We start from the raw sequence: 23,613 nt of genomic DNA on the forward strand, positions 1-23,613 counted from the left end.
ATGTTCCGCAACTACGACGCGGTCCTGAAGGTGGACGGCGGGGTCGGGCCCTTCCGGGAAGCCGCTGCCGCGTGAGCCGCTGCTACTTGAGCTTGGTGCCCGTGGAACGCAGGTTCGCGCAGGCCTCGGTGACGCGCGCGGCCATGCCGGCCTCGGCGGCCTTGCCCCACGTGCGGGGGTCGTACTTCGACTTGGTGCCGACCTCGCCGTCGACCTTCAGGACCGCGTCGTAGTTGCGGAACATGTGGTCCACGACCGGGCGGGTGAAGGCGTACTGGGTGTCGGTGTCGAGGTTCATCTTCACGACGCCGTTCTCCAGCGCGGTGGCGATCTCCTCGGCCGTCGAGCCCGAGCCGCCGTGGAAGACGAAGTCGAACGGCGAGGACTTGCCGTACTTCTCGCCGACGCCGGCCTGGAGGTCCTTGAGGAGCTCGGGGCGCAGGACGACGTTGCCCGGCTTGTACACGCCGTGCACGTTGCCGAAGGAGGCGGCCAGCAGGTAGCGGCCCTTCTCGCCCAGGCCCAGGGCCTCGGCGGTGCGCAGCGCGTCCTCGACGGTGGTGTACAGCTCGTCGTTGATCTCGTGGCTGACGCCGTCCTCCTCGCCACCGGTCGGGGTGATCTCGACCTCGAGGATGATCTTCGCGGCGGCGGCCTTGGCGAGCAGCTCCTGGCCGATGGCCAGGTTGTCGGCCAGGGTCTCGGCGGAGCCGTCCCACATGTGCGACTGGAAGAGCGGGTTGAGGCCGCGGGCCACGCGCTCGGCGGAGATGTCGAGCAGCGGGCGGACGTAGCCGTCCAGCTTGTCCTTGGGGCAGTGGTCCGTGTGCAGCGCGACGGTGATGTCGTACTTGGCGGCCACGATGTGCGCGAACTCGGCCAGGGCGGCGGCGCCGGTGACCATGTCCTTGTTGTACTGGCCACCCAGGAACTCCGCACCACCGGTGGAGATCTGGATGATGCCGTCGCTCTCCGCCTCCGCGAAGCCGCGCAGTGCAGCGTGCAGGGTCTGGGTCGAGGTCACGTTGATCGCCGGGTAGGCAAACTTGCCTGCCTTCGCCCGGTCGAGCATCTCGTTGTAGACCTCGGGGGTTGCGATGGGCATCTGTCCGCTCCTTGGATGTGCGGGGAGTGTGCTTATTGCGGGCCCTGACCTGGGGGCGACGTTGCCGTCGTCCCCATCTTTCCAGACTCCCGGGCACACTCCACCTCCGTGGCGGCACCGCGCAGACCGATCCGGGTGGAGTGTTTCACGTGAAACATTCCACCCGGCTGGAAAGGCGCAGGTCAGGGCCTACTTACGGACGTCCGGGGACCTAAGTCACCAGTTGTGCGGAAGCACGGCCCGGCGTCCAAGGGTTAGGACAAACCGAGGTCGTCGAGCTGGTAGCCCGTGAGGTAGGGCAGGCCCGCGGCCGCGATGGCGCCGGCCGCGCCGCGGTCGACGATCGTCGCGACGGCGACGACCTCGCCGCCGGCCTCGCGGACCGCCTCGACGGCGGTCAGCGGGGAACCGCCCGTGGTCGAGGTGTCCTCGACCACCAGGCAGCGCTTGCCCTGCACGTCGGTGCCCTCGATACGGCGCTGCATGCCGTGCGCCTTCTGCGCCTTGCGGACGACGAAGGCGTCCAGGCGCGCGCCGCGCGCGGCGGAGGCGTGCAGCATCGAGGTGGCGACCGGGTCGGCGCCCAGCGTCAGGCCGCCGACGCAGTCGAACTCCAGGTCGGCGGTGAGGTCGAGCATGACCTGGCCGACCAGCGGGGCGGCTTCGCCGTCCAGGGTGATCCGGCGGAGGTCGATGTAGTAGTCGGCCTCGCGGCCGGAGGAGAGGATCACCTTGCCGTGCACGACGGCCTTGTCCTTGATCTGCTGCAGAAGCGCATCGCGTACGTCACTCATGGCCCCGAGCTTAATTGGGCCCTACCCGAGCCGCCGCCACGTCCACGTCGTGGAGATCTCCAGCGGGTCCACGGGGGTGACCAACTGCGGGAGGCTGTTCAGGCCGTTCGGCGGGCCCGACTGCGGTTCCACGCAGACGGCCTCGGGCTCCTCGTCGTAGACGACCACCCATTCGGAGCGGCTCGTGACCTTCAGCTCCAGGGCGCCGGGCCACGTGAGCGTGACGTCGACCCCGTACGGCATGCCGAAGCAGTCGTCCCAGGGGCCGGGCTTCGGGTCGATGCGGTTGCCGGTGGGCAGGTGGTCGGCTCCGCGCTCCTCCTGCCAGGCGGCCTCGAAGTCGATGCGTACGTCGGACCCGCCCCCGCCGGTCCCGAGGTTGCGCCGGAACCAGGGATGCCAGCCGGCCTGCGCCGGGAAGGAGTCCCCGTAGGTCTCGATGCCCATCGTCAGGGTCAGCGCGTTCTCGCCGAGCTCGAAGATCTGGGTGACCAGGCCGTCGTAGGGCCACGGGTCGGCGAGCGGGTACGTGAAGGCGGCCTCGGTGCCGGTGGCCCGGGCGGGGCGCCAGGCGGCGTCGCGGCCGAAGCCGTGGATGGCGTGCGGCGGGTGGTTGAGCGGGAGCTGGTGCAGGGTCGCCCCGTCCTGGAACTGCCCGTCCTTGGTCCGGCCGCACCACGGGACCATCGGGAAGGACCCGTAGTGGTTCCCCTGCCGCAGCAGCTCCGTCCCGTCGATGCGCAGACTGCTGATCCGGCAGCCGTTCTCCTGGTCGATGGTCACCTCGGCGCCGCCGGCGCGCAGTTGCGTACTCATGCCATGACCTTAGTCAGCCCGGCGGGGTGATCAGGGCCGCGCCGGGGCGCGGGCGCGTTCCCCGGGGTCAGCGGCGGCGGCGCAGGGCCCGGCCCAGGAGGACCGCCGAGGCCACGGCCACGGCGGCGGCCGGGGCGATCCAGCGGAGGCCGGCGTTCGCGGAGGCGGAGGCGGGGGCCGGGACGGGGGCGTAGCGGCCGCGCGGCGGCGCGTGGTCGACCTCCTCCGCACTGCGGCCGATCATCGTGCGGCGGGCGTGCGCGGCCTCGGCCGGCGGGCGCGGGGGGCCGCCGAGGTCGCCGAGGTCTCCGAGGTCGGCCATGCCTTCGAAGGTGCCCTCCAGGAACGGGTCCAGGGACGGAGGCGGGACCTCGGTGTCGAACACGGACGCGGTGACCTCGGTGAACCCCGGGCCGGGGTCCTCCTGGTCCTGGTCCTGGCCCGCGTCCACATCCACGTCGGCGTCCGCGTCGGCGCCCGCCACCGCGTCGGCCGGCCCCGCCGCGTCGTCGACCGCGAGGGCCGCGAGGTGCCCGGCGGCGCGGTCCAGGAGCCGGTGCCCGGCCGTGGCGGCCGCATCGGGGGCGAAGGAGGCGGCGCGGCCGTCGGCGGCGGACTCGGCGGTGAACTCCAGCCGGGTCCCGCCGTCCGCCTCGGTCAGGCGCAGCGCGAGGGAGAGCTTCACAGCCCCGCTCCCCCGCACCTCGGTGCCCTCGCCGGCGAGGGTGAAGCGGTCCGGGTCCTGCTCGGTGACGGAGAGGGTGCCGCGGTAGGTGACGGTGTGCCCCCCGACCCGCACCTTCAGCCGGCCGGACAGCGGCCCGGCCTCGGTATCGGCGTCCTGCTGGAGCCCCGGCACGCACCGCGCCAGCCGGGCGGGGTCGCGCAGCACGGCGCGGACGTCGGCGGAGGGGACCGGTACGAACACCTGATGCTCCATGCGAACGAGCCTACCGACGCGACCGCCCGGCCACGAGTACCCGGGCCACGCGTACCTCGCCCATGCGCACCCCGGCCGTGCGCACCCCGGCCACGCGTACCTCGCCCATGCGCACCCCGGCCGCGCGTACCTCGCCCACGAGCACCCCCGCTACGAGTACCTCGGGTGCGGCAGGGTCGACGGCGGGAGGCCCGCCACCCGGGTGCGCTCCGTGTCCCGGGCCGCGTCGGCCAGGGACTGCGTGGACAGGGAGCGCAGGGCGGGCGTCTCCCGGTCCACCCGCAGCCGGGGCACGCCCTCGCGGGCGGCCAGGACGAAGCCCCAGTCCTGCGGGAGCGTCCCGCCGGAGGCGGAGGCGGAAGCTGCGCCGAGCGCCCGGTCGGGGCCGGCGGCGAAGCCCGAGAGGCGGCCGCCGGCGCTGTAGGGGGCGGTGCGCAGGCCGGCCGCGCGCAGCGTGGCCTCGACCGTCCAGTAGGTACGGGGCCTGGTGCCGGGCGGCCCCGCGTGGACGGCGAGCCGCCCGCCGGGGCGCAGGGCCCGTGCGGCCAGCCCGTAGAACTCCTGCGAGTACAGCTTCGTGCTGGGGGTGATCCCGGGGTCGGGCAGGTCGGAGACGATGACGTCGAAACCGGCCCGGGCGGCGGGTGCGCGCAGCCAGCGGAAGGCGTCCTCGGTGACGACGCCGAGGCGCGGGTCCTCGTACGCCCGCCCGTTCAGCTCGGAGAGCATCGGGTCGGTCCGGGCGAGCCGCACGACTCCGGGGTCGAGCTCGACGACGGTCACGGAGGCGACGTCGCGGTAGCGCAGCACCTCGCGGGCGGCGAGGCCGTCGCCGCCGCCGAGGACCAGGACCCGGGTGTGCGGGCCGGTCATCGCGGGGTGCACGAGGGCCTCGTGGTAGCGGTACTCGTCGTAGCCGCTGACCCGCAGGCGGCCGTCGAGGAAGAGGTCGAGGGAGCGCGGGGAGCCGGTCGGGGGGCCGGTGAGGACGAGTTCCTGGACGCCGGTCTGGACGGCGACGCGGACCTCGCCGCCGTAGACGGCGCGGCGGGCGACGCGTTCGAAGTCGTCGGCCAGGACGGTGGCGCAGCCCAGGACGGTGAGGACGGTGACGTTGACGGCGACGAGCAGCCAGCGGGCGCGGCGGCTCAGGTCCCGGCGGAACAGCCACAGGACGAGGCCGCCGCCGGCGATGACGTTGACGGTGCCGGTGAGCATGGCGCCGGTGAGCTGGCCGAGGACGGGCAGCAGCAGGAAGGGGAAGGCGAGGCCGCCGACGAGGGCGCCGACGTAGTCGGCGGCGAACAGGTCGGCGACGGCGCCGCCCGCGTCCTGTCTGCGGATGCGCTGGATGAGGACCATCAGGAGCGGGATCTCGGCGCCGATGAGGACGCCGATGGTGAAGGAGAAGGCGACGAGTGCGGGCCGGGACTCCCCGAGCCAGGCGAAGCTGGCGTAGAGCGCCAGGGCGGAGAGCCCGCCGAGCAGGGCGAGGCACGCTTCCACGAGGGCGAAGCCGAAGGCGGGGCGGGTGCGCAGGGCCTTGGCGAGCAGCGATCCGACGCCCATGGCGAAGACCATGACGGACAGCACGACGGACGCCTGGGTGACGGAGTCGCCGATGAGGTACGAGCCGAGGGCGAGCAGCTCCAGTTCGTATACGAGTCCGCAGGCGGCGCAGACGAACACGGTCGCCAGGACGAGGAGTCGGCCGGTCCTGGGCCGTACGGGCAGGGCGGCCGGGACGCGGGCCACACCGCGCGGCTCCGGAGCCGGGGGGCGGCGCCACCGGGTGCTAAGCACCCCGCGCGGGGTGGAACGGTCGATCATGAAGCGAACCGTACGTCACCGCCCGCTCGCATCCGGTCACCCACATGGGTGTAAGTGGCGCACTGATTGGGGCAGTTGGCGTAACCGTCCGGCAACTCCGCGACCCCGCGACCCCGGACGGGCGCCGGCGCCCCTCAGATCAGCACCGGCGAGTCCACGGCCACCTCCGCGGCGGCCGCCGCGCCCGCACCCGCACCCCCGCCCGTCCCGGCGGTCCGTACGCCGACCCGGGTACGGGTGGCCACCAACTGCCCCTCCTGCGGGTACGCATGCCAGGTCCGCCAGCGCACCTGGCCCTCGTAGCGCTGCGCGAGCATGGCGGTGAAGGCGTGCGGGCTGCCCGGGAAGGTGCCGGCGAGCCCGTTCGGGTGGTCCGCGACCAGCGCGAGCAGCTCCTGCGCCCGCCCGGCGAAGGAGCCGCGCGAGAGGTTCTCGACCCGCGCGGCGAACTCGTACTCCCAGTCGCCCACGCGCTTGGCCACGCCGAGCGGAAGCGGGGTGCTGCTGCCGGGCATGCAGGCGACGGTCTCGGAGCAGAGCACGTCGCCCTCCTCCAGGAGCACCTGGTGGGAGGCCCCCAGCAGGCGCAACTCCACTTTCGCACCATCCAGTTCGAGGTTCAGTACGGCCAGGGCGGGCAGCCGCTCCCGACCCAGGGCCCAGGCGAGATCGGCGGCACGCGTGTCGGTATAGGTGGTCTGGAGGGTCGTGAGCATGAGTCGGCTCCGCAAACGCGCGAGGGAGATGGGCCGGGGCCCGCCAGCGGTAGTCAACGGGTGGGGGGACACCGGCACGGGTCCACAGGAAGTCCAGGGAGGTCCGAGGACTGATCTACTCAACCGAGGGAATCATGAAAGGCACGGCACTCACAGCGTTTTTACCCAAGTTGCAGGGGTTTACATCCCCTCGGGGGCAACACAGTTCACGTGTTCAAGGACATGCCGCCCGTACGCCGTAATGCGCGGCCGTGACGTCCGAACAAGAAGACGCCCGACGGAAGTTGTGCCCGGCGGGCGTCTCATCCATGCGGGACGCGGTACGAAGGTGGTCCTGCGGCGGAAGCCATGGATCCATGCTGCCCCGTGTCAGCTGGAACCGCATCCTCCGCCGCCGCAGGACGAGGAGGAGCTGCACGAGGACGAGGACGAGCCGCACGAGGAGGAACCTCCCGATTCGCCCCCGGCCCACCAGCCCCCGCCGCCGGAGTCGCTGCTGCTGCCGGTCCTGCCACCGCCGCGGGAGGCCTTGGCCACGAGCGCGACGATCACCACGGCCACCACCACGAAGATCACTATTCCGAGGATCATCCCCCGACCCCTCTCTGGTCCCCCGGTTCCCCGGGGTGCGGGATCCCCTTCGTCCCGCGTGCTGGGGGGATGCCCGCGCCGTACGCGGCCCAAAGCACACTTGAGCAAGTCCAGAGCTTCCCCGCAGGATGGCGCCCATGAGCGATCCCGAGCGCCCCTCCCGCCCTGTCCGCCCCTTCCTCAACCGCCGGCTGGCGGCCTTCGGCACCACGATCTTCGCGGAGATGTCCGCCCTGGCCACCGCCACGGGATCGATCAACCTCGGCCAGGGCTTCCCCGACACCGACGGCCCCGCCGAGATCGCCGAGGCGGCGGCGCGCGCGATCCGCGACGGCCGGGGCAACCAGTACCCGCCGGGCCCCGGCGTCCCGGAGCTGCGTACCGCGATCGCCGCGCACCAGCAGCGCTTCTACGGCCTGGCCTACGACCCCGACACCGAGGTGCTCGTCACCGCCGGGGCCACCGAGGCCATCGCGGCCTCGCTCCTGGCCCTGCTGGAGCCGGGCGACGAGGTCATCGCCCTGGAGCCCTTCTACGACTCCTACGCCGCCTGCATCGCGATGGCCGGAGCCGTCCGGGTGCCGCTGACGCTGCGCGCCCCCGATTTCCGCCTCGACGTGGACGCGCTGCGGGCGGCGGTCACCCCGCGCACCCGGCTGCTGCTGCTCAACACCCCGCACAATCCGACGGGTACCGTCCTGACCCCCGCCGAACTGGCCGCGGTCGCGGAGCTGGCCGTCTCCCGCGATCTGCTGGTCGTCACGGACGAGGTGTACGAGCACCTGGTCTTCGAGGGCGCCCACACCCCGCTGGCGGGCCTGCCGGGCATGCGCGAGCGCACCGTCACCATCTCCTCCGCCGGCAAGACCTTCTCCTTCACCGGCTGGAAGGTCGGCTGGGTGACGGCGACGCCGGAGCTGGTCACGGCGGTCCGCTCGGCGAAGCAGTTCCTGACGTACGTGTCCTCGGGCCCGTTCCAGTACGCGATCGCCGAGGCCCTCGCCCTGCCCGACGCGTACTACGACTCCTTCCGCGCGGACCTGGCCGCCAAGCGCGACCTCCTCTCCGACGGCCTCGCGGCGGCCGGCTTCGAGGTCTTCCGCCCCCAGGGCACCTACTTCGTCACCACCGACATCACCCCGCTCGGCGAGCGCGACGGGCTCGCCTTCTGCCGGGCACTGCCGGAACGCTGCGGGGTGGTGGCCATCCCGAACCAGGTCTTCTACGACGACAAGGCCGCCGGGGCCGCCCACGTCCGCTGGGCCTTCTGCAAGCGCACCGATGTCCTGGAGGAGGCGGTGGAGCGGCTGCGGCGGCTCTGAGGCGGGCCGCGTGAGGCCGGGCCCGCCAGCTACGGGAGGTCGCAGTCGAACCAGATCCGGTGGGTGCCGTCCTGCGTGACGCGCAGGCCGCCGGAGCCCGTGATCCCCTCCAGAGCGGCCGTGCCGCTGCCCGGCACGATCCCGAAGTGTTCGGCGGCGCGGTCGGGGCCGCCGTCGGTGGCGGCCGAGTGGACGAAGTCGAAGGCGCCCCTCGCGGCCGGCCGGCGCGCCCTCGGAGGACTCCATCGCCACGTAGCTGCCGACGCCCGTCTCCTGGTCGAAGGCCGCCGTGAAGAGGGTGGCCGAGCGGCCCGTGAGGTTCTCCCCCTCGTAGTGTTTCTCCATCGTGGCGACTCCGACCGGGAGACCCGTTTCCACCGCGGGATCCGGGGTGAGCGCCGTGGGGGTGAAGCGGACGACCTTGAACGTGCCGGAAGCTCTCATCATCGGATGCGCGTACTCGCGCGAGACCAGGAGGGCCGGGATCCATGGCGACGGAGCCGGAAGCGGTGGCGGACGGCCTGCGGGCCGGCCCGCGCACCGGCGCGCACACCGGCCCGCGCAGCCGTCCGCGCAGCGGCCCCCGCGAGGGCCCCCGCACCGGCCTCCGCGCCCGGATCCCGGGCACCGTCCTCGCGCTCGGGGTGTACGCGGCCGTGCGCGGCGGCGGGGTGCTGGCGGTCGCCGTGGCGGCCTGGTGGAGCGGGCGCAGCCCCGTACGGGTGCTCGGGGAGTCCTGGGACTCCGTCTGGTACCTGCGGATCGCCGAGCACGGCTACGGGCGCACCCAGGTCTATCCCGGCATCGGGTCCGTGCAGAGCGACTCCGCGTTCTTCCCGCTCTACCCCGTCCTGATCCGCTGCGCCTCCACCGTGCTGCCCGGCTCCCTGACCGTCGCCGCGCTGGTCGTCGCCTGGATCGCCGCGGGCGCGGCCGCGGTGGGGGTGTACCGGGTCGGGGAGCACCTGCTGGGGGGCCGCGCAGGGGTGCTGCTCGTCGCGCTGTGGGCTTCGCTGCCGCACGCCCTCATGCTGACCCTCGCCTACACCGAGCCCCTGCTGGCCGCCTTCGCCGCCTGGGCCCTGTACGCCCTGCTGCGCGGCCGCTGGGGCTGGGCGGCGGGACTGGCCGTGCTCGCGGGGCTGACGCGGCCCACCGGGATCGCGGTCGCCGCCGCCGTGACGGCGGCCGCCGCGTACGAGATCTGCCGCCGGCGGGGCCGCGCACCCGCGGCGGTGTGGGCCGCCGGGCTGGCCGCTCCCGCGGGCTGGGCCTCGTACGTCCTGCTCGTCGGCGTGCACCGGGGGGATCCGCTCGGCGGATACTTCGCCGTCCAGAGCGGCTGGGGATCTCGCTTCGACTTCGGCGCGGGGGCGCTGCGCTCCGCGCAGCACGCGCTGTCCGGCCCCGGGCAGGTGGAGCTTGCCACGACCGTGACGGTGGTCCTGCTGACGGCCGCACTGGTGCTCGCCGGGCTGCTGGCGGCCGACCGCAGGATCCCGCTGCCGCTGCTCGTGTACACGGGCGTGCTGCTGGTCATGACCTACGGCGGAGCGGGCTTCTTCGAATCGAAGCCGCGCTTCCTGCTGCCCGCGTTCCCGCTGCTGCTGCCCGCGGTGGCCCTCATGGCGAAAGCCCGGCCGCGCACCGCGGTCGTGGTGACCGGGGTGCTGGCCGGGCTCTCGTACGGATACGGGCCGTACCTGCTGCTCGCGTCCGGGGTGGCGCCGTGAGGGGTGGCCCCGCGAGGGGCCGGACCGGGACCTAGTTGGTCTCGGAGCCGCCCTCGCCGTCCTCGCCGTTCTTGTCATCGTCCTTGTCGGCGGAGTCGACTTCCTTCTCCAGCCCGAACTGCTCGACGAGCCACTTGTCGAACTCGATCGACGCGCGGACCCAGCTGACCGTGGAGGACACGAAGTGCTCCAGGTTCACGCCGGTGCCGATCAGCATCTGCGCCTCGCCGATCAGGCGGACGGAGCCGTCGTCGTGCGTGTGGCTGTAGACCTTGGGCCACAGCGTGCGGCGGTTCCAGTCGTCGATGGACTCGAGGAGCTGAGCCTTCTCCTCGATCTTGTGCGGGCGGTCGTAGAAGGTCCGTACGGAGAAGACCTGCTGCTCGTCCTCGCCGCGGAACATGAAGTACGTGCGGAAGTCCTCCCACGGCGCCGCGAGGTCACCCTCGTCGTCGACGACGTACTTGAGCTCCATCTGCTCCAGGAGCTGCTTGACCAGGTCCTGGTCGGGGACGACGGGGCCCGCCGGTCCAGTGGCCTGCGGATCGGGCTGCTGCCCTCCGAAGTTCGGAATCGAGGCCGGGTCGATGCTCACCGTGTGACTTCCCTTCGTGCGGATGCCGCCATCCTCCCCCATCGCGCCCACCCCGTGTCCACCCCGGAGGGTGCCGATCCGCGCAGGGCGGACAGGAGTAGGGCCCGGGTAAGCCGGACCCCGGGGATCCCGGGGCCCGGCTGAGGCGGGAATGCGCCGGATTACTGCGCCTTGGCACTCCGGCTCCTCGCGACTCCACCCTTTCGGCCCTACAGCGCCTTGCCCACCAGGAGGTCGTCACCCGCCACGGACACCCGGACGGTGTCGCCGTCGCGGACCTCGCCCGCGAGGATCTCCTTGGCCAGGCGGTCGCCGATGGCCGTCTGGATCAGGCGGCGCAGGGGGCGGGCGCCGTACGCCGGGTCGTTGCCCTTGTCCGCCAGCCAGGCCAGGGCCTCGGGCGTGACGTCCAGGGTGAGGCGGCGTTCGGCCAGTCGCTGGGCGAGGCGGCCGATCTGGAGCTCGGCGATGTGGGCCAGCTCGGCCCCGCTCAGGGCCGAGAAGACCACCAGGTCGTCGAGGCGGTTGAGGAACTCCGGCTTGAAGGTGGCCCGCACCACGTCCAGGACCCGGGCCTTCTTCTCGTCCGCAGCCGTGGACGGATCCATCAGGAACTGACTGCCCAGGTTCGAGGTCAGGACCAGGATGGTGTTGCGGAAGTCCACGGTACGGCCCTGGCCGTCCGTGAGGCGCCCGTCGTCGAGGACCTGGAGCAGGACGTCGAAGACCTCGGGATGGGCCTTCTCGACCTCGTCCAGGAGGACCACGGAGTACGGGCGGCGGCGGACGGCCTCCGTCAGCTGGCCGCCCTCCTCGTAGCCCACGTAGCCGGGCGGGGCGCCCACGAGGCGGGCCACGCTGTGCTTCTCGCCGTACTCCGACATGTCGATGCGGATCATGGCCCGCTCGTCGTCGAAGAGGAAGTCCGCGAGGGCCTTGGCCAGCTCCGTCTTGCCCACGCCGGTCGGCCCGAGGAAGAGGAACGAGCCGGTCGGCCGGTCCGGGTCCGCGATGCCGGCGCGGGTGCGGCGCACGGCGTCGGAGACGGCGCGCACGGCCTCGCCCTGCCCGATCAGGCGCCGGCCCAGCTCCTCCTCCATGCGGAGCAGCTTCTGGGTCTCGCCCTCCAGGAGGCGACCCGCGGGGATGCCGGTCCAGGCGCCGACCACGTCCGCGATGTCGTCCGGGCCGACCTCGTCCTTGACCATCGTGTCCCGGGCGACCTCGGCCTCGGCCTCGGTGGCCTCCGCGAGCTCGTGCTCCAGGGCCGGGATCTCCCCGTAGAGGAGCTTGGAGGCGGTGTCGAAGTCCCCGTCGCGCTGGGCGCGCTCGGCCTGGCCGCGCAGGTCGTCCAGGCGCTCCTTGAGCTCGCCGACCCGGTTGAGGGACTGCTTCTCCTTCTCCCAGCGGGCGGTGAGGCCCCGCAGGTCCTCCTCCTTGTCCGCGAGGTCCTTGCGGATCTTGTCGAGGCGTTCGCGCGAGGCCGGGTCGGACTCGTTGTTCAGGGCCAGCTCCTCCATGCGCAGCCGGTCGACCGAGCGCTGGAGCTCGTCGATCTCCAGCGGGGAGGAGTCGATCTCCATGCGGAGCCGGGACATGGACTCGTCGACGAGGTCGATGGCCTTGTCGGGCAGGAAGCGGGAGGTGATGTAGCGGTCGGAGAGGGTGGCCGCGGCGACGAGCGCGCTGTCGTTGATGACGACCTTGTGGTGGGCCTCGTAGCGGCCCTTGAGCCCGCGCAGGATCGCGATGGTGTCCTCGACGCTCGGCTCCGCCACCAGCACCTGCTGGAAGCGCCGCTCCAGCGCCGGGTCCTTCTCGATCCGCTCGCGGTACTCGTCGAGGGTGGTCGCGCCGACCATGCGCAGCTCGCCGCGGGCCAGCATGGGCTTGAGCATGTTGCCCGCGTCCATGGAGGAGTCCCCGCCGGCGCCCGCGCCGACGACCGTGTGCAGCTCGTCGATGAAGGTGATGATCTGGCCGTCGCTGGACTTGATCTCCGCGAGGACCGTCTTGAGCCGCTCCTCGAACTCGCCGCGGTACTTGGCACCGGCCACCATCGCGCCGAGGTCCAGGGAGACCAGCCGCTTGTTCTTCAGGGACTCGGGGACGTCGCCCTTGACGATGCGCTGGGCCAGGCCCTCGACGACGGCGGTCTTGCCGACGCCGGGCTCGCCGATGAGCACCGGGTTGTTCTTCGTACGGCGCGAGAGCACCTGGACGACGCGGCGGATCTCGTGGTCGCGGCCGATGACCGGGTCGAGCTTGCCCTCGCGGGCCGCGGCCGTGAAATCGGTGCCGAACTTCTCCAGGGCCTTGTACTGGCCCTCGGGGTCGGGGGTGGTCACCCGCCGCCCTCCTCTTGCTTTTTCGAAGGCGTCGCGCAGCTTCTTCGCGGTCGCGCCCTGGGCGGAAAGGAGCTCGCCGGCCGCGCCGCCCTTGGCGGCGACGGCCATGAGCAGGTGTTCGGTGGAGAGGTACTCGTCGCCGAGCTTCCCGGCCTGCGCGTCGGCCTCCGCCAGTACGGCGAGCAGCTCACGGGTGGGCTGCGGGGGCGCGACCGTGGAGCCCGTGACGCTGGGCAGGGCGGCGAGCAGGCGGTCCGCGCCCGCGCGTACGGCGGCCTGGTCGGCGTCGGTCGCGGCGAGCAGGTCGGTGATGTTCTCGTTGTCCTCGCCGGCGAGCAGCGCCAGCAGCAGGTGCGCGGGCGTCAGGTCCGCGTGCCCGTCCTTGACGGCCCTGGTGGTGGCCGCGTTCAGCGCGTCCCGGCTCCTGTTGGTCAGCTCGGCATCCACGTGCGCCTTCTCCCTTCCGTACAGCTCGTACAGCTCTTGTGCTTTACATGGGCAACCTGCACAAAGTTGAGTCTATTCCACTCAAGGTGGCGGGACGTACCCTTCGCGCATGTCGCTTTCCCACACGTCCGCCGCAGCCGGCACGGCAACCACGGCTCATGACGTACTCAACCCGACGGCCGAGTACCTCGCCTTCTGGCGGGAGCGGCACGTCTGCACACTGACCACGCACCGCCCCGACGGCAGCCCGCACGTGGTCCCGGTGGGCGTGACCTACGACCCGGAAGCCGGCCTGGCACGGGTGATCAGCAACAAGAACAGCAAGAAGGTCCGCAACGTGCTGGCGTCGCAGGGCGGCCCGCAGGGCGGGGCCCGGGTGGCGGTGTGCCAGCTGGAGGGGCGGCGCTGGGCGACCCTGGAGGGTCGCGCGGTGATCCGTACGGACGAGGCCGCGGTCGCGGAGGCGGTACGGCGCTACGCGGAGCGGTACGGGCGGACGCCCTCGCCGAACCCGGACCGCGTGGTCATGGAGATCACCCTGGACCGGGCCATGGGGCGCGCGTAGTCGGCGGCGCCGAGGCCGCTCGCGCCCAGGCCGGTCGCGCCCAGGTGGTCGCACCCGGGCCGAGCCGTGCCCCGTTCGGCGGTGTCCGGTTCGACGATGTCCGGTTCAACCACTGGACACGGACATCACAGCGACGCCATCGTGGTCAGGTCCACGATGGCGTCGCTGTGTGGGGGTAGCGCCTGAGCGATCTGCGACGACAGGGGAATCGCTTCAGGCACTGCGGGGGGTGGCGGCGGATTCGGGCTCGAAAAGTTGATGATCACGCTGGTCCAGATTGACGAAGACCATGCCGTACCGGATCTCGCAGCGGACGGGCTGCGGTGCGCCTCGGGGACGGCGCAGACAGCGGTAGGCGCGGACGTCCTCGTCCTCTTCCCGCACCACGATGATCGGCTGGCCGAAGAGGGTGACCTTCAGCGAGTCGCCTGCGTAAGGAATGGCGCTGGTGAGATCGATGAACTGCCAGCCGGAGCGGTAGGCCGATGCCATTTCACGGCGGAAGCCATGATCGTCGGGGGTCATCAGGAGACCCTCGCCGGCATGGTGTCCCAGCCGATGTCCGACATGGGCGCCGTGTCCCACCCGATGTCCCCATCGGTCAGCCGGTCCCACCCGATATCCGTCTTGCCCGCCTGCACCGATGTCGGGTTCGACCCCGACGCGGCTCGTACGCTGTCCGCATCCCCGGTGGCGGCACTGATTGCCCCAAAGACCGCTACGGCGGAGAAAACAACGGCAAGCGCCGAGCGAAGCATTCTCTTGTACATGGTCGGCTTCGTCCTCACTTGATGGAATCCTCTCCCCCGCGTGTCAGACGATGGCTTATTCAGGCACGTCGGTGCCACAGGGACGATGCATCATGTTCTTACATGTTCAGGACCCTGGGGGGTGGAGATTTGCCCAATACAGACACAAACCCGACACATCCCCACCCGGTCACCAGCATGTGCGCCGAGGGAACACGGCTCTACGCGGCGGCTCTGAGCGCCGGCCGCGTGGCCCGCAGCGAGGTCGACAACGTCCCCTGCCTGCTCGAATTCGGGCTCTTGCGCTCCGATCCCGATGACGCGAACCAACTCCGCGCGGTTCCCCCCTCCGTCGCACTCGCCCAGCGGCTCCATCCCCTCGAAAAGGAGATCCAGGACCGCCGCCGCAGCGCCGTGGACCTGACCGATGCATTCGAGCCGTTCCTCGCCATCAGCGCCCGCAGCCCCGCGAACACCCACGCCATCACCGCACACGAAGGCCTGGAACAGATCAACGCGGCGCTCGATCTGGCCACGGCCGAGTGCCACACCGAGGTACTGACGATCCAACCGGGCGGCGGCCGCTCCCCCTTCGTCCTGTCCCAGTCGCTGGAGCGCGGCACCAACGTGATCGACCGCGGGGTGAGCATCCGCACGCTGTACCAGCACACCGCGCGGCACAGCCAGAGCATGCTCGCCTACGCGGACAGGGTCTCCACGGGCAAGGTCGAGATCCGCACGCTCGAGGAACTGATCGAGCGCCTCATCATCTTCGACCGTAGCGTGGCCTTCATCCCGGCCCGCGACGACCGGCGTGTCGCGCTGGAGCTGCGCCACCCCGGAGTCGTGGCGTACCTCATCAATGTGTTCGAGCAACTGTGGCGCCGGGCCGTGCCGTTGGGCGACGAGGTGACCTACGAGCATACGCCCGCGGGGATCTCCGGCGTGCAGCGCTCCATCGCCCAGCTCCTCATCGAGGGACACGTGGACGAGGCCATCGCGCGCCGGCTGGGGATGAACGTACGGACCTGCCGCGCGCACATCGCCAAGCTCGCCTCCGCCCTGGGCAGCGGCAGCCGGGCCCAGCTCGGCTTCCTCATCGCCCAGTCGGGCATCCTCGACGACAAGTAGACGTGCCTGGGCCGCCTCTTCCGGATCGTGCCGGTCAGACCCGCGTCGTCCGGGGCCGTGGCGCCCGGCAGGGGGTCCTGGGGCGCCCCGGAGCGCCCTGGCGCCCCGGACGGCGGTACGGACGCGCGGGAACGCGGAGAAGGCCCCGATCCGGCGGATCGGGGCCTTCTCGACGCGCACGGAGCGCGCTCAGTCCATCGGGCGCTTGGGCGCCGGCCGCCAGACGACCAGGGCGCTGCCCGGCTGCGGAGGCTGGTACGGGACCAGGTCGCGCCGGTACGAGGCGTGGACCTGTGCCTCGCGCTGCTGGAGGACGGCGGCGGCGCCGTCGACGGCCGTGGAGAGCTCGGCCACGCGCTGCTGGAGCGCGGCGACCTGGTTCTCGAGCTCGATGATCCGCTTGATGCCGGCCAGGTTGATGCCCTCTTCCTGGGACAGCGCCTGCACCGTGCGGAGCAGTTCGATGTCACGGGCCGAGTAGCGCCGGCCGCGCCCCGCCGTACGGCCCGGGGAGACCAGGCCGAGGCGGTCGTACTGGCGCAGGGTCTGCGGATGCAGGCCCGAGAGCTGGGCGGCCACCGAGATCACGTAGACCGGGGTCTCATCGGTGAGCTGGTAGTGGCTCCTACGGCGGCCGTCCATGTCATGCTCCCTTCGCGGACTCGAACAGCGCGGAACGCGGGTCCTCGGACTCCGTCGCCTCGCGGTACAGCTCCATGGCCTCGCGGGCCTTGTCGTTCAGCTCGGTCGGGACCGCGACCTCCACCGTCACGAGCAGGTCGCCGCGGGTGCCGTCCTTGCGGACCGCGCCCTTGCCGCGGGCCCGCATCGTGCGGCCGCCCGGGGTGCCCGGGGGCAGCTTCAGCGTCACCGAGGGGCCGTTCAAGGTCGGGACCTTGATGTCGGCTCCCAGCGCCGCCTCCGCGAAGGTCACCGGAACGGTCACCGTGAGGTTGTCGTCCTTGCGGCCGAAGACCGGATGCGCGTCCACGTGCACGACCACGTACAGATCGCCGGCCGGGCCGCCGCGCTCGCCCGGAGCTCCCTTGCCCCGCAGCCGGATCCGCTGGGAGTCGGAGACCCCCGCCGGGATCCGGACCTGCATGGTCCGGGAACTGCGGGCCCGCCCGCTGCCCTTGCAGATGTCGCAGGGGGTCTCGGCGATGAGGCCGCGGCCCTTGCAGTCCGCGCAGGGGTCGGTCAGCGAGAAGCCGCCGCCGCTGCCGCGCGAGACCTGGCCGGTACCGACGCAGGTCGGGCACACGCGGGGCGTGCCGTTCTTGTCGCCGGTGCCCGAACAGGCCTTGCAGGGCGACTGCGAGGACATCCGGAGCGGGACCGTGGCCCCGTCCACCGCCTCCGTGAAGGAGAGGGTGACCTCCGACTCGATGTCCTGGCCGCGGCGCGGCTGGGTACGGGTGCCCGCACCCGCGCCGGCGCCGCCGCGGTTGAACAGTCCGCCGAAGACGTCGCCCAGGCCGCCGCCGCCGAAGCCGCCCGCGCCGCCCTGCTGCTGGCCCCCGAAGAGGTCGCCGAGGTCGAAGTTGAACGAGCCGCCGCCCGCGCCGGGACCGGGGCGGAAGCCGCCGTTCCCGAACAGGGCGCGGGCCTCGTCGTACTCCTTGCGCTTCTTGGCGTCCCCGAGGATGTCGTTCGCCTCGGAGATCTCCTTGAAGCGCTCCTCGGCCGAGGCGTCGCCCTTGTTGGCGTCCGGGTGGAACTCGCGGGCGAGCTTCCGGTACGCCTTCTTGATCTCGGCCTCGGTGGCGTCCTTCGGGACACCGAGAACCTTGTAGTAGTCCTTCTCGACGAAGTCCTTCGTGCTCATCCCCGGTGTCCCTCCTCTCGCGCTACTGCGTGTCCTACGTGTTCAGCTTCAGCCCTTGTCGGGGGCATCTGCGTCCTTGTCCGACGGGGCCGACGCGTCCGTCGAGGACGCAGCCTCCGCCGCCTCGGACTTCGGCGCCGCACCCGGCTGGGGCTCGGCCACCGCGACCCGTGCGGGACGGATCGTACGCTCGCCGATGCGGTACCCCGGCTGAAGGATCGCCACGCAGGTGTCCTCGGTGACGTCCGGCGCGTACGAGTGCATCAGGGCCTCGTGGATCGTCGGGTCGAAGGGCTCGCCCTCCTTGCCGAACTGCTGCAGACCCATCTTGGCCGCGGCGGTCTCCAGCGATTCGGCCACCGACTTGAAGCCGCCGACCAGCTCGCCATGTTCCCGCGCCCGGCCGATGTCGTCCAGGGTCGGGAGGAGCTCCGTCAGGAGGGACGCGACCGCGATCTCCTTGACGGCGATCCGGTCCCGCTCCACCCGGCGGCGGTAGTTCTGGTACTCCGCCTGGAGCCGCTGGAGGTCCGCGGTGCGCTCGCCGAGCGCGGTACGGGCCTGGTCCAGCTGGGCCAGCAGGGCCGTCTCCTGGCCGCTTTGTGCTGCTGCAGAGTCCCCGGCCGGGGCCGCGGCCTCCTCCTTGGAGGAAGCTGCGGCCTTCGGCTCGGCGGCGTCGTCAGGCGCGGCGTCGTCGGGGACGTCGGGCTTCTCGTCGAAACCCGGGGTCTCCTCCGACATCAGGCAGCGCCACCCTTCGGCTTCTCGTCGTCGACGATCTCGGCGTCGACGACGTCGTCGTTGGCGTCGGCCTGGCCGGCGTCACCGGTCGGCGCGCCACCGGCTGCCTGGGCGCCCTGGGCGTCGGCGTAGATCGCCTGGCCGAGCTTCTGGCTGACGGCACCGAGCTTCTCGGTCGCGGTGCGGATCTCGGCAGCGTCCTCGCCCTTGAGCTTTTCCTTCAGCTCGGCGATGGAGGCCTCGACCTCTTCCTTGACGTCGGCCGGGACCTTGTCCTCGTTGTCCTTGACGAACTTCTCCGTCTGGTAGACGAGGCTCTCGCCCTGGTTGCGGGACTCGGCGGCTTCCTTGCGGCGCAGGTCCTCGTCCGCGTACTGCTCCGCCTCCTGGCGCATGCGGTCGACCTCGTCCTTGCCGAGCGAAGAGCCGCCGGTGACGGTCATCTTCTGCTCCTTGCCCGTGCCGAGGTCCTTGGCCGTGACGTGCATGATGCCGTTCGCGTCGATGTCGAAGGAGACCTCGATCTGCGGGACGCCACGCGGAGCCGGCGGCAGGCCGGTCAGCTCGAACATGCCGAGCTTCTTGTTGTACGCCGCGATCTCGCGCTCGCCCTGGTAGACCTGGATCTGCACGGACGGCTGGTTGTCCTCGGCCGTCGTGAAGATCTCGGACCGCTTGGTCGGGATCGTGGTGTTGCGCTCGATGAGCTTGGTCATGATGCCGCCCTTGGTCTCGATACCCAGGGACAGCGGGGTCACGTCGAGGAGCAGGACGTCCTTGACCTCACCCTTGAGAACGCCCGCCTGGAGGGTCGCGCCGATGGCGACGACCTCGTCCGGGTTGACGCCCTTGTTGGCGTCCTGACCGCCGGTGAGCTCCTTGACGAGCTCGGCGACGGCCGGCATGCGGGTGGAGCCGCCGACCAGGACCACGTGGTCGATCTCGGACAGGTTGATGCCCGCGTCCTTGATGACGTTGTGGAACGGGGTCTTGCAGCGGTCGAGCAGGTCCGCGGTCAGCTGCTGGAACTGCGAGCGCGTGAGCTTCTCGTCCAGGTGCAGCGGGCCCTCGGCGGAAGCCGTGATGTAGGGCAGGTTGATCGAGGTCTCCGTGGAGGAGGACAGCTCGATCTTCGCCTTCTCGGCGGCCTCGCGCAGACGCTGGAGCGCCATCTTGTCCTTGGACAGGTCGACGCCGTGGCCGTTCTGGAACTGCTTCACCAGGTAGTCGACGACGCGCTGGTCCCAGTCGTCGCCACCGAGGTGGTTGTCACCGTTGGTGGCCTTCACCTCGACGACGCCGTCGCCGATCTCCAGGAGGGACACGTCGAACGTGCCGCCACCGAGGTCGAAGACGAGAATGGTCTGGTCGTCCTTGTCGAGGCCGTAGGCCAGGGCGGCGGCGGTCGGCTCGTTGACGATGCGCAGGACGTTCAGGCCCGCGATCTCACCGGCCTCCTTCGTCGCCTGGCGCTCGGAGTCGTTGAAGTAGGCCGGGACGGTGATGACCGCGTCCGTGACCTTCTCGCCCAGGTACGCCTCGGCGTCGCGCTTCAGCTTCTGCAGGATGAAGGCGCTCATCTGCTGCGGGTTGAAGTCCTTGCCATCCAGGTTGATCTTCCAGTCAGTGCCCATGTGGCGCTTGACGGAGCGGATGGTGCGGTCCACGTTCGTGACCGCCTGACGCTTGGCCACCTCGCCGACGAGGACCTCGCCGTTCTTGGCGAAGGCGACGACGGACGGCGTGGTCCTGGCGCCCTCGGCGTTGGTGATGACGGTGGGCTCGCCGCCTTCCAGAACGCTGACGACGGAGTTAGTGGTGCCCAGGTCGATGCCGACCGCACGTGCCATTTTGATTCCTCCAGCTGACTTGAGTGGAACAGACTCAAGAGTGCCGCACCGCTCCGCCGCTGTCAACAGAGGTGAGTCGAGGGGGCTCAACCTTTAGGCCGCCCTTACGCTCAGGGGCGCCATTCGGGTCACCACGGCCGCGCGGCACCCGCACACCGCCAAAGGCGTACGGCACCGTGCTGGCATGCAGAAGCTGCTCTCGCTCCCCGCCCGGCCAGGGCCTTGGTCATGGCCGGCCGGGCCCTCGGCCAAGCGGGTGCTCGACCTCGCCGGAGCGGCGCTCCTGCTCGCGGTGCTCCTCGTACCGCTTCTGCTCACCACGGCCCTGCTGTACGCGACCCAGGGCGCGGGCGCCCTCGTGCACGAGCCGGCGGCGGGGCTGGCCGGGCGGCCCTACCGGGCGTGGCGGTTCCGCGTGGGCAAGGGGCGGGCCGGGGCGGCGCTGGAGCGGTGCTCGCTGGACCGGCTGCCGCAGCTGCTCAACGTGGTGCGGGGCGAGATGTCGCTGGTCGGGCCGCGCCCCGGACCCAGCGCTCCGGACCGGCCCGAGCGGCTCCTCGTACGACCCGGGATGACCGGACTGTGGCAGGTGAGCGCACGTTCGGACCTGCCGTGGGAGGAGATGGACCTGCTGGACCGGCACTATGTGGAGAACCACTGGCTGGGAATGGACCTGGCGATCCTCGCGCGGACCCCGCGGGCGGCCTGGCGGCACGGGCGGCCCTGAGTCGGGGACGCGGCGGGGACGCGGCGGGGACGTCGCGGGGACGTCGCGGGGGACGCGGCCCGCCACGGCGGGGGCGAGCGACGCAGATCACCGCGCGCTCGGCTACATTGCGGCGTCGGGACTGGGTAACCTCAAGCCTTGACTGGATAAGTTACCGCTTAGTAAGTGCCGCCCGAGGAGCCCTCCCATGCAACTCGCCGCGATCATCGTGTCGCTGGTCCTGACCGTGGTCGGCGTCGCGCTGCTCGCCCGAGCCGTGGCGCAGATCTACCGCTTCGTGAAGCTCGGCCAGCCCGTGCCGGCAGGCAGCCGTACGGACGACCCGAAATCCCGAACGCTCACCCTTGCCCGGGAGTTCCTCGGCCACAGCCGGATGAACCGCTGGGGCCTCGTCGGCTTCGCGCACTGGTTCGTCGCGATCGGCTTCCTGACGCTGCCGCCGACCCTGGTGCAGGCGTACGGCCAGCTCTTCCAGGCCGACTGGGTGCTGCCGATCATCGGCGGCTTCCTGCCGTTCGAGCTCTACATCGAGTTCATCGGCCTGATGACCGTGGTCGGCATCCTCGTCCTGATGGGGATCCGCCTCGCGTCGCTGCCCTCGCGGGCCGGCCGCAAGTCGCGCTTCGCGGGCTCGAAGGCCTGGCAGGCGTACTTCGTCGAGTACATCATCCTGACCATCGGCCTCGCGATCCTGTGCCTGCGCGGCCTGGAAGGCGCGATCCACCACGTGGACTCGTACGAGCCGGCGTACTTCGTCTCGTACCCGCTGGTGCTCGCCTTCGAGGGCATGTCGCTCGGCGCGCTGCAGAACGCCATCTACTTCACCGCGATGATCAAGATCGGCACCTCGCTGATCTGGATGATCGTGGTCTCGCTCAACACCAACATGGGTGTCGCCTGGCACCGCTTCCTCGGCTTCCCGAACATCTGGTTCAAGCGGAACGCCGACGGTGCGTCGGCGCTCGGCGCCCTCCAGCCCATGACCTCGGGCGGCAAGGTCATCGACTTCGAGGACCCGGGCGAGGACGACGTCTTCGGCGTCTCGCAGGTCGAGCAGTTCTCGTGGAAGGGCATCCTCGACTTCTCCACGTGCACGGAGTGCGGTCGCTGCCAGTCGCAGTGCCCGGCCTGGAACACGGGCAAGCCCCTCTCCCCCAAGCTCCTGATCATGTCGCTGCGCGACCACGCGCACGCCAAGGCCCCGTACCTGCTGGCCGGCGGCGGCAAGGACATGGAGGGCAACGAGAAGGCGACTCCGGAGCAGCTGGCGAACGTCCCGGCCGCCGCTCTGGCGGAGGCGGAGCGCCCGCTGATCGGCACGGCCGAGGAGAACGGGGTCATCGACCCCGACGTCCTGTGGTCCTGCACGAGCTGCGGCGCGTGCGTCGAGCAGTGCCCGGTGGACATCGAGCACATCGACCACATCGTCGACATGCGGCGCTACCAGGTGATGATCGAGAGCGCGTTCCCGTCGGAGGCGGGCACGATGCTCAAGAACCTGGAGAAGAAGGGCAACCCCTGGGGCCTCGCGAAGAAGCAGCGCGTCGAGTGGACCAAGGAGGTGGACTTCGAGGTCCCGATCATCGGCAAGGACGCGGAGGACCTCTCCGAGTTCGACTACCTCTACTGGGTCGGCTGCGCCGGCGCGCTGGAGGACCGGGCCAAGAAGACCACGAAGGCCTTCGCGGAGCTGCTGAACATCGCGGGCGTCAAGTTCGCGATCATGGGCGGCGACGAGAAGTGCACCGGTGACTCCCCGCGCCGCCTGGGCAACGAGCCGCTCTTCCAGCAGCTCGCGCAGGAGAACGTCGCGATGCTGAACATGGCCTTCGGCGAGGACGACGAGGACGAGTCGACGAAGAAGCCGAAGTCGGCGAAGCGGATCGTCTCCACCTGCCCGCACTGCTTCAACACCATCGCGAACGAGTACCCGCAGCTGGGCGGCGAGTACGAGGTCATCCACCACACGCAGCTGCTCCAGCACCTCATCGACGAGGGCCGGCTCACGCCGGTGACCCCGGTCGACGGGCTGATCACGTACCACGACCCGTGCTACCTGGGCCGCCACAACAAGGTCTACACGCCGCCGCGCGAGATCATGTCGGCCGTGCCGGGCCTGCGTCAGCAGGAGATGCACCGCCACAAGGAGCGGGGCTTCTGCTGTGGCGCGGGTGGCGCGCGGATGTGGATGGAGGAGCGGATCGGCAAGCGCATCAACAACGAGCGCGTCGAGGAGGCCCTGTCCCTGAACCCGGACATCGTCTCCACCGCCTGCCCCTTCTGCCTCGTCATGCTCACCGACTCGGTGAACGGCAAGAAGAACGACGGCCAGGCGAAGGAACACGTCACGGTGGTGGACGTGGCGCAGCTGCTGCTGGAGTCGGTGAAGACGCCGGAGCCTGTCGCCGAACCGGAGGCCGAGGCGGAGCCTGAGCCTGTCGCGGAGCCTGAGCCTGTCGCGGAGCCTGAGGTCGAGGCGGAGCCTGTCGCCGAGCCGAAGGCGGCGGAGCCGGAGCCGAAGGCGGAGCCGGAGCCGAAGGCGGAGCCGGAGCCGAAGGCGGCGGAACCCGAGGCGAAGGCGGAGACCCCGGCGGAGCCGAAGGCGGAGACCCCGGCCGAGCCGGGGACCGACGCCGAGGCGAAGTAGCCCGCGCAGCACCGAACACGGGAACGGCCCGCCCCCACAGGGGGGTGGCCGAGGTGCTCGATGTGTTCGACGCGTGCGAGGTGTTCGACATGGCGGATTCCTGCTCTCCCTGTGTTCTAGACTGGATACGTGACACAG

The 23,613-nt window shown here is 71.2% G+C and carries 23 protein-coding genes and 1 pseudogene; 6 read left to right on the top strand and 18 right to left on the bottom strand.

Going from position 1 to position 23,613, the window contains the following annotated elements; genetic code table 11:
- Nucleotides 1–82: 82 nt before the first annotated feature.
- From fbaA to ABZY57_RS25285, 8 genes are all read right to left on the bottom strand, one after another.
- Nucleotides 83–1,105, bottom strand: a complete 1,023-nt coding sequence (gene fbaA, locus ABZY57_RS25250; protein WP_356515555.1) for a class II fructose-bisphosphate aldolase — start codon at nt 1,103–1,105, stop codon at nt 83–85.
- Between the two features lie 254 nt (nt 1,106–1,359).
- Nucleotides 1,360–1,899, bottom strand: coding sequence for an orotate phosphoribosyltransferase (gene pyrE / locus ABZY57_RS25255; RefSeq protein WP_356515557.1), 540 nt, complete (start codon nt 1,897–1,899; stop codon nt 1,360–1,362).
- A 21-nt stretch (nt 1,900–1,920) separates the two neighbouring features.
- Entirely contained in the window at nt 1,921–2,715 is a 795-nt protein-coding gene (locus ABZY57_RS25260; protein WP_356515559.1) for an aldose 1-epimerase, read from the bottom strand.
- Nucleotides 2,716–2,782: 67 nt separating this feature from the next.
- Nucleotides 2,783–3,655 (bottom strand): SRPBCC domain-containing protein, encoded by an 873-nt coding sequence (locus ABZY57_RS25265; protein WP_356515561.1) that lies wholly within the window; start codon nt 3,653–3,655, stop codon nt 2,783–2,785.
- Between the two features lie 10 nt (nt 3,656–3,665).
- On the bottom strand, nt 3,666–3,794 hold the full coding sequence (locus ABZY57_RS25270) for a hypothetical protein (RefSeq protein WP_356515563.1): 129 nt from the start codon (nt 3,792–3,794) through the stop codon (nt 3,666–3,668).
- Between the two features lie 11 nt (nt 3,795–3,805).
- Nucleotides 3,806–5,485, bottom strand: coding sequence for a polyamine aminopropyltransferase (locus tag ABZY57_RS25275; protein WP_356515565.1), 1,680 nt, complete (start codon nt 5,483–5,485; stop codon nt 3,806–3,808).
- 134 nt (nt 5,486–5,619) lie between these two features.
- Nucleotides 5,620–6,201, bottom strand: coding sequence for a DUF2617 family protein (locus ABZY57_RS25280; protein WP_356515567.1), 582 nt, complete (start codon nt 6,199–6,201; stop codon nt 5,620–5,622).
- A gap of 369 nt (nt 6,202–6,570) precedes the next feature.
- Nucleotides 6,571–6,792: a hypothetical protein gene (locus tag ABZY57_RS25285; RefSeq protein ID WP_356515569.1), complete on the bottom strand. Its 222-nt coding sequence runs from the start codon at nt 6,790–6,792 to the stop codon at nt 6,571–6,573.
- A 128-nt stretch (nt 6,793–6,920) separates the two neighbouring features.
- Here ABZY57_RS25285 and ABZY57_RS25290 point away from each other — a divergent pair, with 128 nt between their 5' ends.
- Nucleotides 6,921–8,114: a pyridoxal phosphate-dependent aminotransferase gene (locus ABZY57_RS25290; protein WP_356515571.1), complete on the top strand. Its 1,194-nt coding sequence runs from the start codon at nt 6,921–6,923 to the stop codon at nt 8,112–8,114.
- Between the two features lie 29 nt (nt 8,115–8,143).
- Here the strand turns inward: ABZY57_RS25290 and ABZY57_RS25295 are convergent, their stop codons facing one another.
- Nucleotides 8,144–8,251, bottom strand: coding sequence for a DUF3224 domain-containing protein (locus ABZY57_RS25295; RefSeq protein WP_356515573.1), 108 nt, complete (start codon nt 8,249–8,251; stop codon nt 8,144–8,146).
- A gap of 106 nt (nt 8,252–8,357) precedes the next feature.
- Nucleotides 8,358–8,561 (bottom strand): annotated as a pseudogene (locus ABZY57_RS25300) (DUF3224 domain-containing protein); the annotation flags it as partial.
- A 41-nt stretch (nt 8,562–8,602) separates the two neighbouring features.
- Between ABZY57_RS25300 and ABZY57_RS25305 the strand changes: the two are divergent.
- Nucleotides 8,603–9,847 carry a mannosyltransferase family protein gene (locus tag ABZY57_RS25305; RefSeq protein WP_356515575.1) on the top strand — a complete coding sequence of 415 codons (1,245 nt, stop codon included), beginning with the start codon at nt 8,603–8,605 and terminating at the stop codon, nt 9,845–9,847.
- A gap of 31 nt (nt 9,848–9,878) precedes the next feature.
- On the opposite strand, the gene ABZY57_RS25310 is transcribed toward ABZY57_RS25305, so the two are convergent.
- Both ABZY57_RS25310 and clpB read right to left on the bottom strand, forming a co-directional pair.
- Nucleotides 9,879–10,442: a YbjN domain-containing protein gene (locus ABZY57_RS25310; RefSeq protein ID WP_356515577.1), complete on the bottom strand. Its 564-nt coding sequence runs from the start codon at nt 10,440–10,442 to the stop codon at nt 9,879–9,881.
- Between the two features lie 209 nt (nt 10,443–10,651).
- A complete protein-coding gene (clpB, locus tag ABZY57_RS25315; RefSeq protein ID WP_356515579.1) occupies nt 10,652–13,237 on the bottom strand; it encodes an ATP-dependent chaperone ClpB in 2,586 nt (861 codons plus the stop codon).
- Nucleotides 13,238–13,346: 109 nt separating this feature from the next.
- Here clpB and ABZY57_RS25320 point away from each other — a divergent pair, with 109 nt between their 5' ends.
- Complete coding sequence (locus ABZY57_RS25320; RefSeq protein WP_356515581.1) at nt 13,347–13,802, top strand: TIGR03618 family F420-dependent PPOX class oxidoreductase; 456 nt, start codon at nt 13,347–13,349, stop codon at nt 13,800–13,802.
- Between the two features lie 213 nt (nt 13,803–14,015).
- On the opposite strand, the gene ABZY57_RS25325 is transcribed toward ABZY57_RS25320, so the two are convergent.
- Both ABZY57_RS25325 and ABZY57_RS25330 read right to left on the bottom strand, forming a co-directional pair.
- On the bottom strand, nt 14,016–14,327 hold the full coding sequence (locus ABZY57_RS25325; RefSeq protein ID WP_266906367.1) for a (2Fe-2S)-binding protein: 312 nt from the start codon (nt 14,325–14,327) through the stop codon (nt 14,016–14,018).
- Nucleotides 14,327–14,590, bottom strand: coding sequence for a hypothetical protein (locus tag ABZY57_RS25330; protein ID WP_356515583.1), 264 nt, complete (start codon nt 14,588–14,590; stop codon nt 14,327–14,329). The genes ABZY57_RS25325 and ABZY57_RS25330 overlap by 1 nt, the downstream gene beginning before the upstream one ends.
- 84 nt (nt 14,591–14,674) lie before the next feature.
- Between ABZY57_RS25330 and ABZY57_RS25335 the strand changes: the two genes are divergently transcribed.
- The gene (locus ABZY57_RS25335) at nt 14,675–15,682 is read left to right on the top strand and encodes a helix-turn-helix transcriptional regulator (RefSeq protein WP_356515585.1); all 1,008 of its coding nucleotides are present in this window, start codon (nt 14,675–14,677) and stop codon (nt 15,680–15,682) included.
- Nucleotides 15,683–15,871: 189 nt separating this feature from the next.
- On the opposite strand, the gene ABZY57_RS25340 is transcribed toward ABZY57_RS25335, so the two are convergent.
- Genes ABZY57_RS25340 through dnaK form a run of 4 tightly spaced genes read right to left on the bottom strand, consistent with a single transcriptional unit; the run spans nt 15,872 to nt 20,101 of the window.
- Nucleotides 15,872–16,324 (bottom strand): helix-turn-helix domain-containing protein, encoded by a 453-nt coding sequence (locus tag ABZY57_RS25340; RefSeq protein WP_356515587.1) that lies wholly within the window; start codon nt 16,322–16,324, stop codon nt 15,872–15,874.
- Nucleotide 16,325: 1 nt separating this feature from the next.
- Nucleotides 16,326–17,510: a molecular chaperone DnaJ gene (dnaJ, locus tag ABZY57_RS25345; RefSeq protein WP_356515589.1), complete on the bottom strand. Its 1,185-nt coding sequence runs from the start codon at nt 17,508–17,510 to the stop codon at nt 16,326–16,328.
- A 48-nt stretch (nt 17,511–17,558) separates the two neighbouring features.
- Nucleotides 17,559–18,251, bottom strand: coding sequence for a nucleotide exchange factor GrpE (gene grpE, locus ABZY57_RS25350; RefSeq protein ID WP_356515591.1), 693 nt, complete (start codon nt 18,249–18,251; stop codon nt 17,559–17,561).
- Entirely contained in the window at nt 18,251–20,101 is a 1,851-nt protein-coding gene (gene dnaK, locus ABZY57_RS25355) for a molecular chaperone DnaK (RefSeq protein WP_356515593.1), read from the bottom strand. The genes grpE and dnaK overlap by 1 nt, the downstream gene beginning before the upstream one ends.
- Before the next feature lie 184 nt (nt 20,102–20,285).
- Between dnaK and ABZY57_RS25360 the strand changes: the two genes are divergently transcribed.
- Nucleotides 20,286–20,828, top strand: coding sequence for a sugar transferase (locus ABZY57_RS25360; protein WP_356515595.1), 543 nt, complete (start codon nt 20,286–20,288; stop codon nt 20,826–20,828).
- A gap of 187 nt (nt 20,829–21,015) precedes the next feature.
- The gene (locus tag ABZY57_RS25365) at nt 21,016–23,475 is read left to right on the top strand and encodes a (Fe-S)-binding protein (RefSeq protein WP_356515597.1); all 2,460 of its coding nucleotides are present in this window, start codon (nt 21,016–21,018) and stop codon (nt 23,473–23,475) included.
- The last annotated feature ends 138 nt before the right edge of the window (nt 23,476–23,613 follow it).

The sequence above is a fragment of the Streptomyces sp. NPDC006450 genome, assembly GCF_040612195.1.
In the GTDB taxonomy this organism is placed as follows: domain Bacteria; phylum Actinomycetota; class Actinomycetes; order Streptomycetales; family Streptomycetaceae; genus Streptomyces.

Coding starts and splice junctions, on each gene's coding strand:
- dnaK (WP_356515593.1), bottom strand. CDS start 20,101: ATGGCACGTGCGGTCGGCATCGACCTGGGCACCACTAACTCCGTCGTC.
- ABZY57_RS25280 (WP_356515567.1), bottom strand. CDS start 6,201: ATGCTCACGACCCTCCAGACCACCTATACCGACACGCGTGCCGCCGAT.
- ABZY57_RS25335 (WP_356515585.1), top strand. CDS start 14,675: ATGTTCAGGACCCTGGGGGGTGGAGATTTGCCCAATACAGACACAAAC.
- dnaJ (WP_356515589.1), bottom strand. CDS start 17,510: ATGAGCACGAAGGACTTCGTCGAGAAGGACTACTACAAGGTTCTCGGT.
- ABZY57_RS25365 (WP_356515597.1), top strand. CDS start 21,016: ATGCAACTCGCCGCGATCATCGTGTCGCTGGTCCTGACCGTGGTCGGC.
- fbaA (WP_356515555.1), bottom strand. CDS start 1,105: ATGCCCATCGCAACCCCCGAGGTCTACAACGAGATGCTCGACCGGGCG.
- pyrE (WP_356515557.1), bottom strand. CDS start 1,899: ATGAGTGACGTACGCGATGCGCTTCTGCAGCAGATCAAGGACAAGGCC.
- grpE (WP_356515591.1), bottom strand. CDS start 18,251: ATGTCGGAGGAGACCCCGGGTTTCGACGAGAAGCCCGACGTCCCCGAC.
- ABZY57_RS25320 (WP_356515581.1), top strand. CDS start 13,347: ATGTCGCTTTCCCACACGTCCGCCGCAGCCGGCACGGCAACCACGGCT.
- ABZY57_RS25325 (WP_266906367.1), bottom strand. CDS start 14,327: ATGACCCCCGACGATCATGGCTTCCGCCGTGAAATGGCATCGGCCTAC.
- ABZY57_RS25285 (WP_356515569.1), bottom strand. CDS start 6,792: ATGATCCTCGGAATAGTGATCTTCGTGGTGGTGGCCGTGGTGATCGTC.
- ABZY57_RS25340 (WP_356515587.1), bottom strand. CDS start 16,324: ATGGACGGCCGCCGTAGGAGCCACTACCAGCTCACCGATGAGACCCCG.
- ABZY57_RS25275 (WP_356515565.1), bottom strand. CDS start 5,485: ATGATCGACCGTTCCACCCCGCGCGGGGTGCTTAGCACCCGGTGGCGC.
- ABZY57_RS25260 (WP_356515559.1), bottom strand. CDS start 2,715: ATGAGTACGCAACTGCGCGCCGGCGGCGCCGAGGTGACCATCGACCAG.
- ABZY57_RS25290 (WP_356515571.1), top strand. CDS start 6,921: ATGGCGCCCATGAGCGATCCCGAGCGCCCCTCCCGCCCTGTCCGCCCC.
- ABZY57_RS25265 (WP_356515561.1), bottom strand. CDS start 3,655: ATGGAGCATCAGGTGTTCGTACCGGTCCCCTCCGCCGACGTCCGCGCC.
- ABZY57_RS25305 (WP_356515575.1), top strand. CDS start 8,603: ATGGCGACGGAGCCGGAAGCGGTGGCGGACGGCCTGCGGGCCGGCCCG.
- ABZY57_RS25360 (WP_356515595.1), top strand. CDS start 20,286: ATGCAGAAGCTGCTCTCGCTCCCCGCCCGGCCAGGGCCTTGGTCATGG.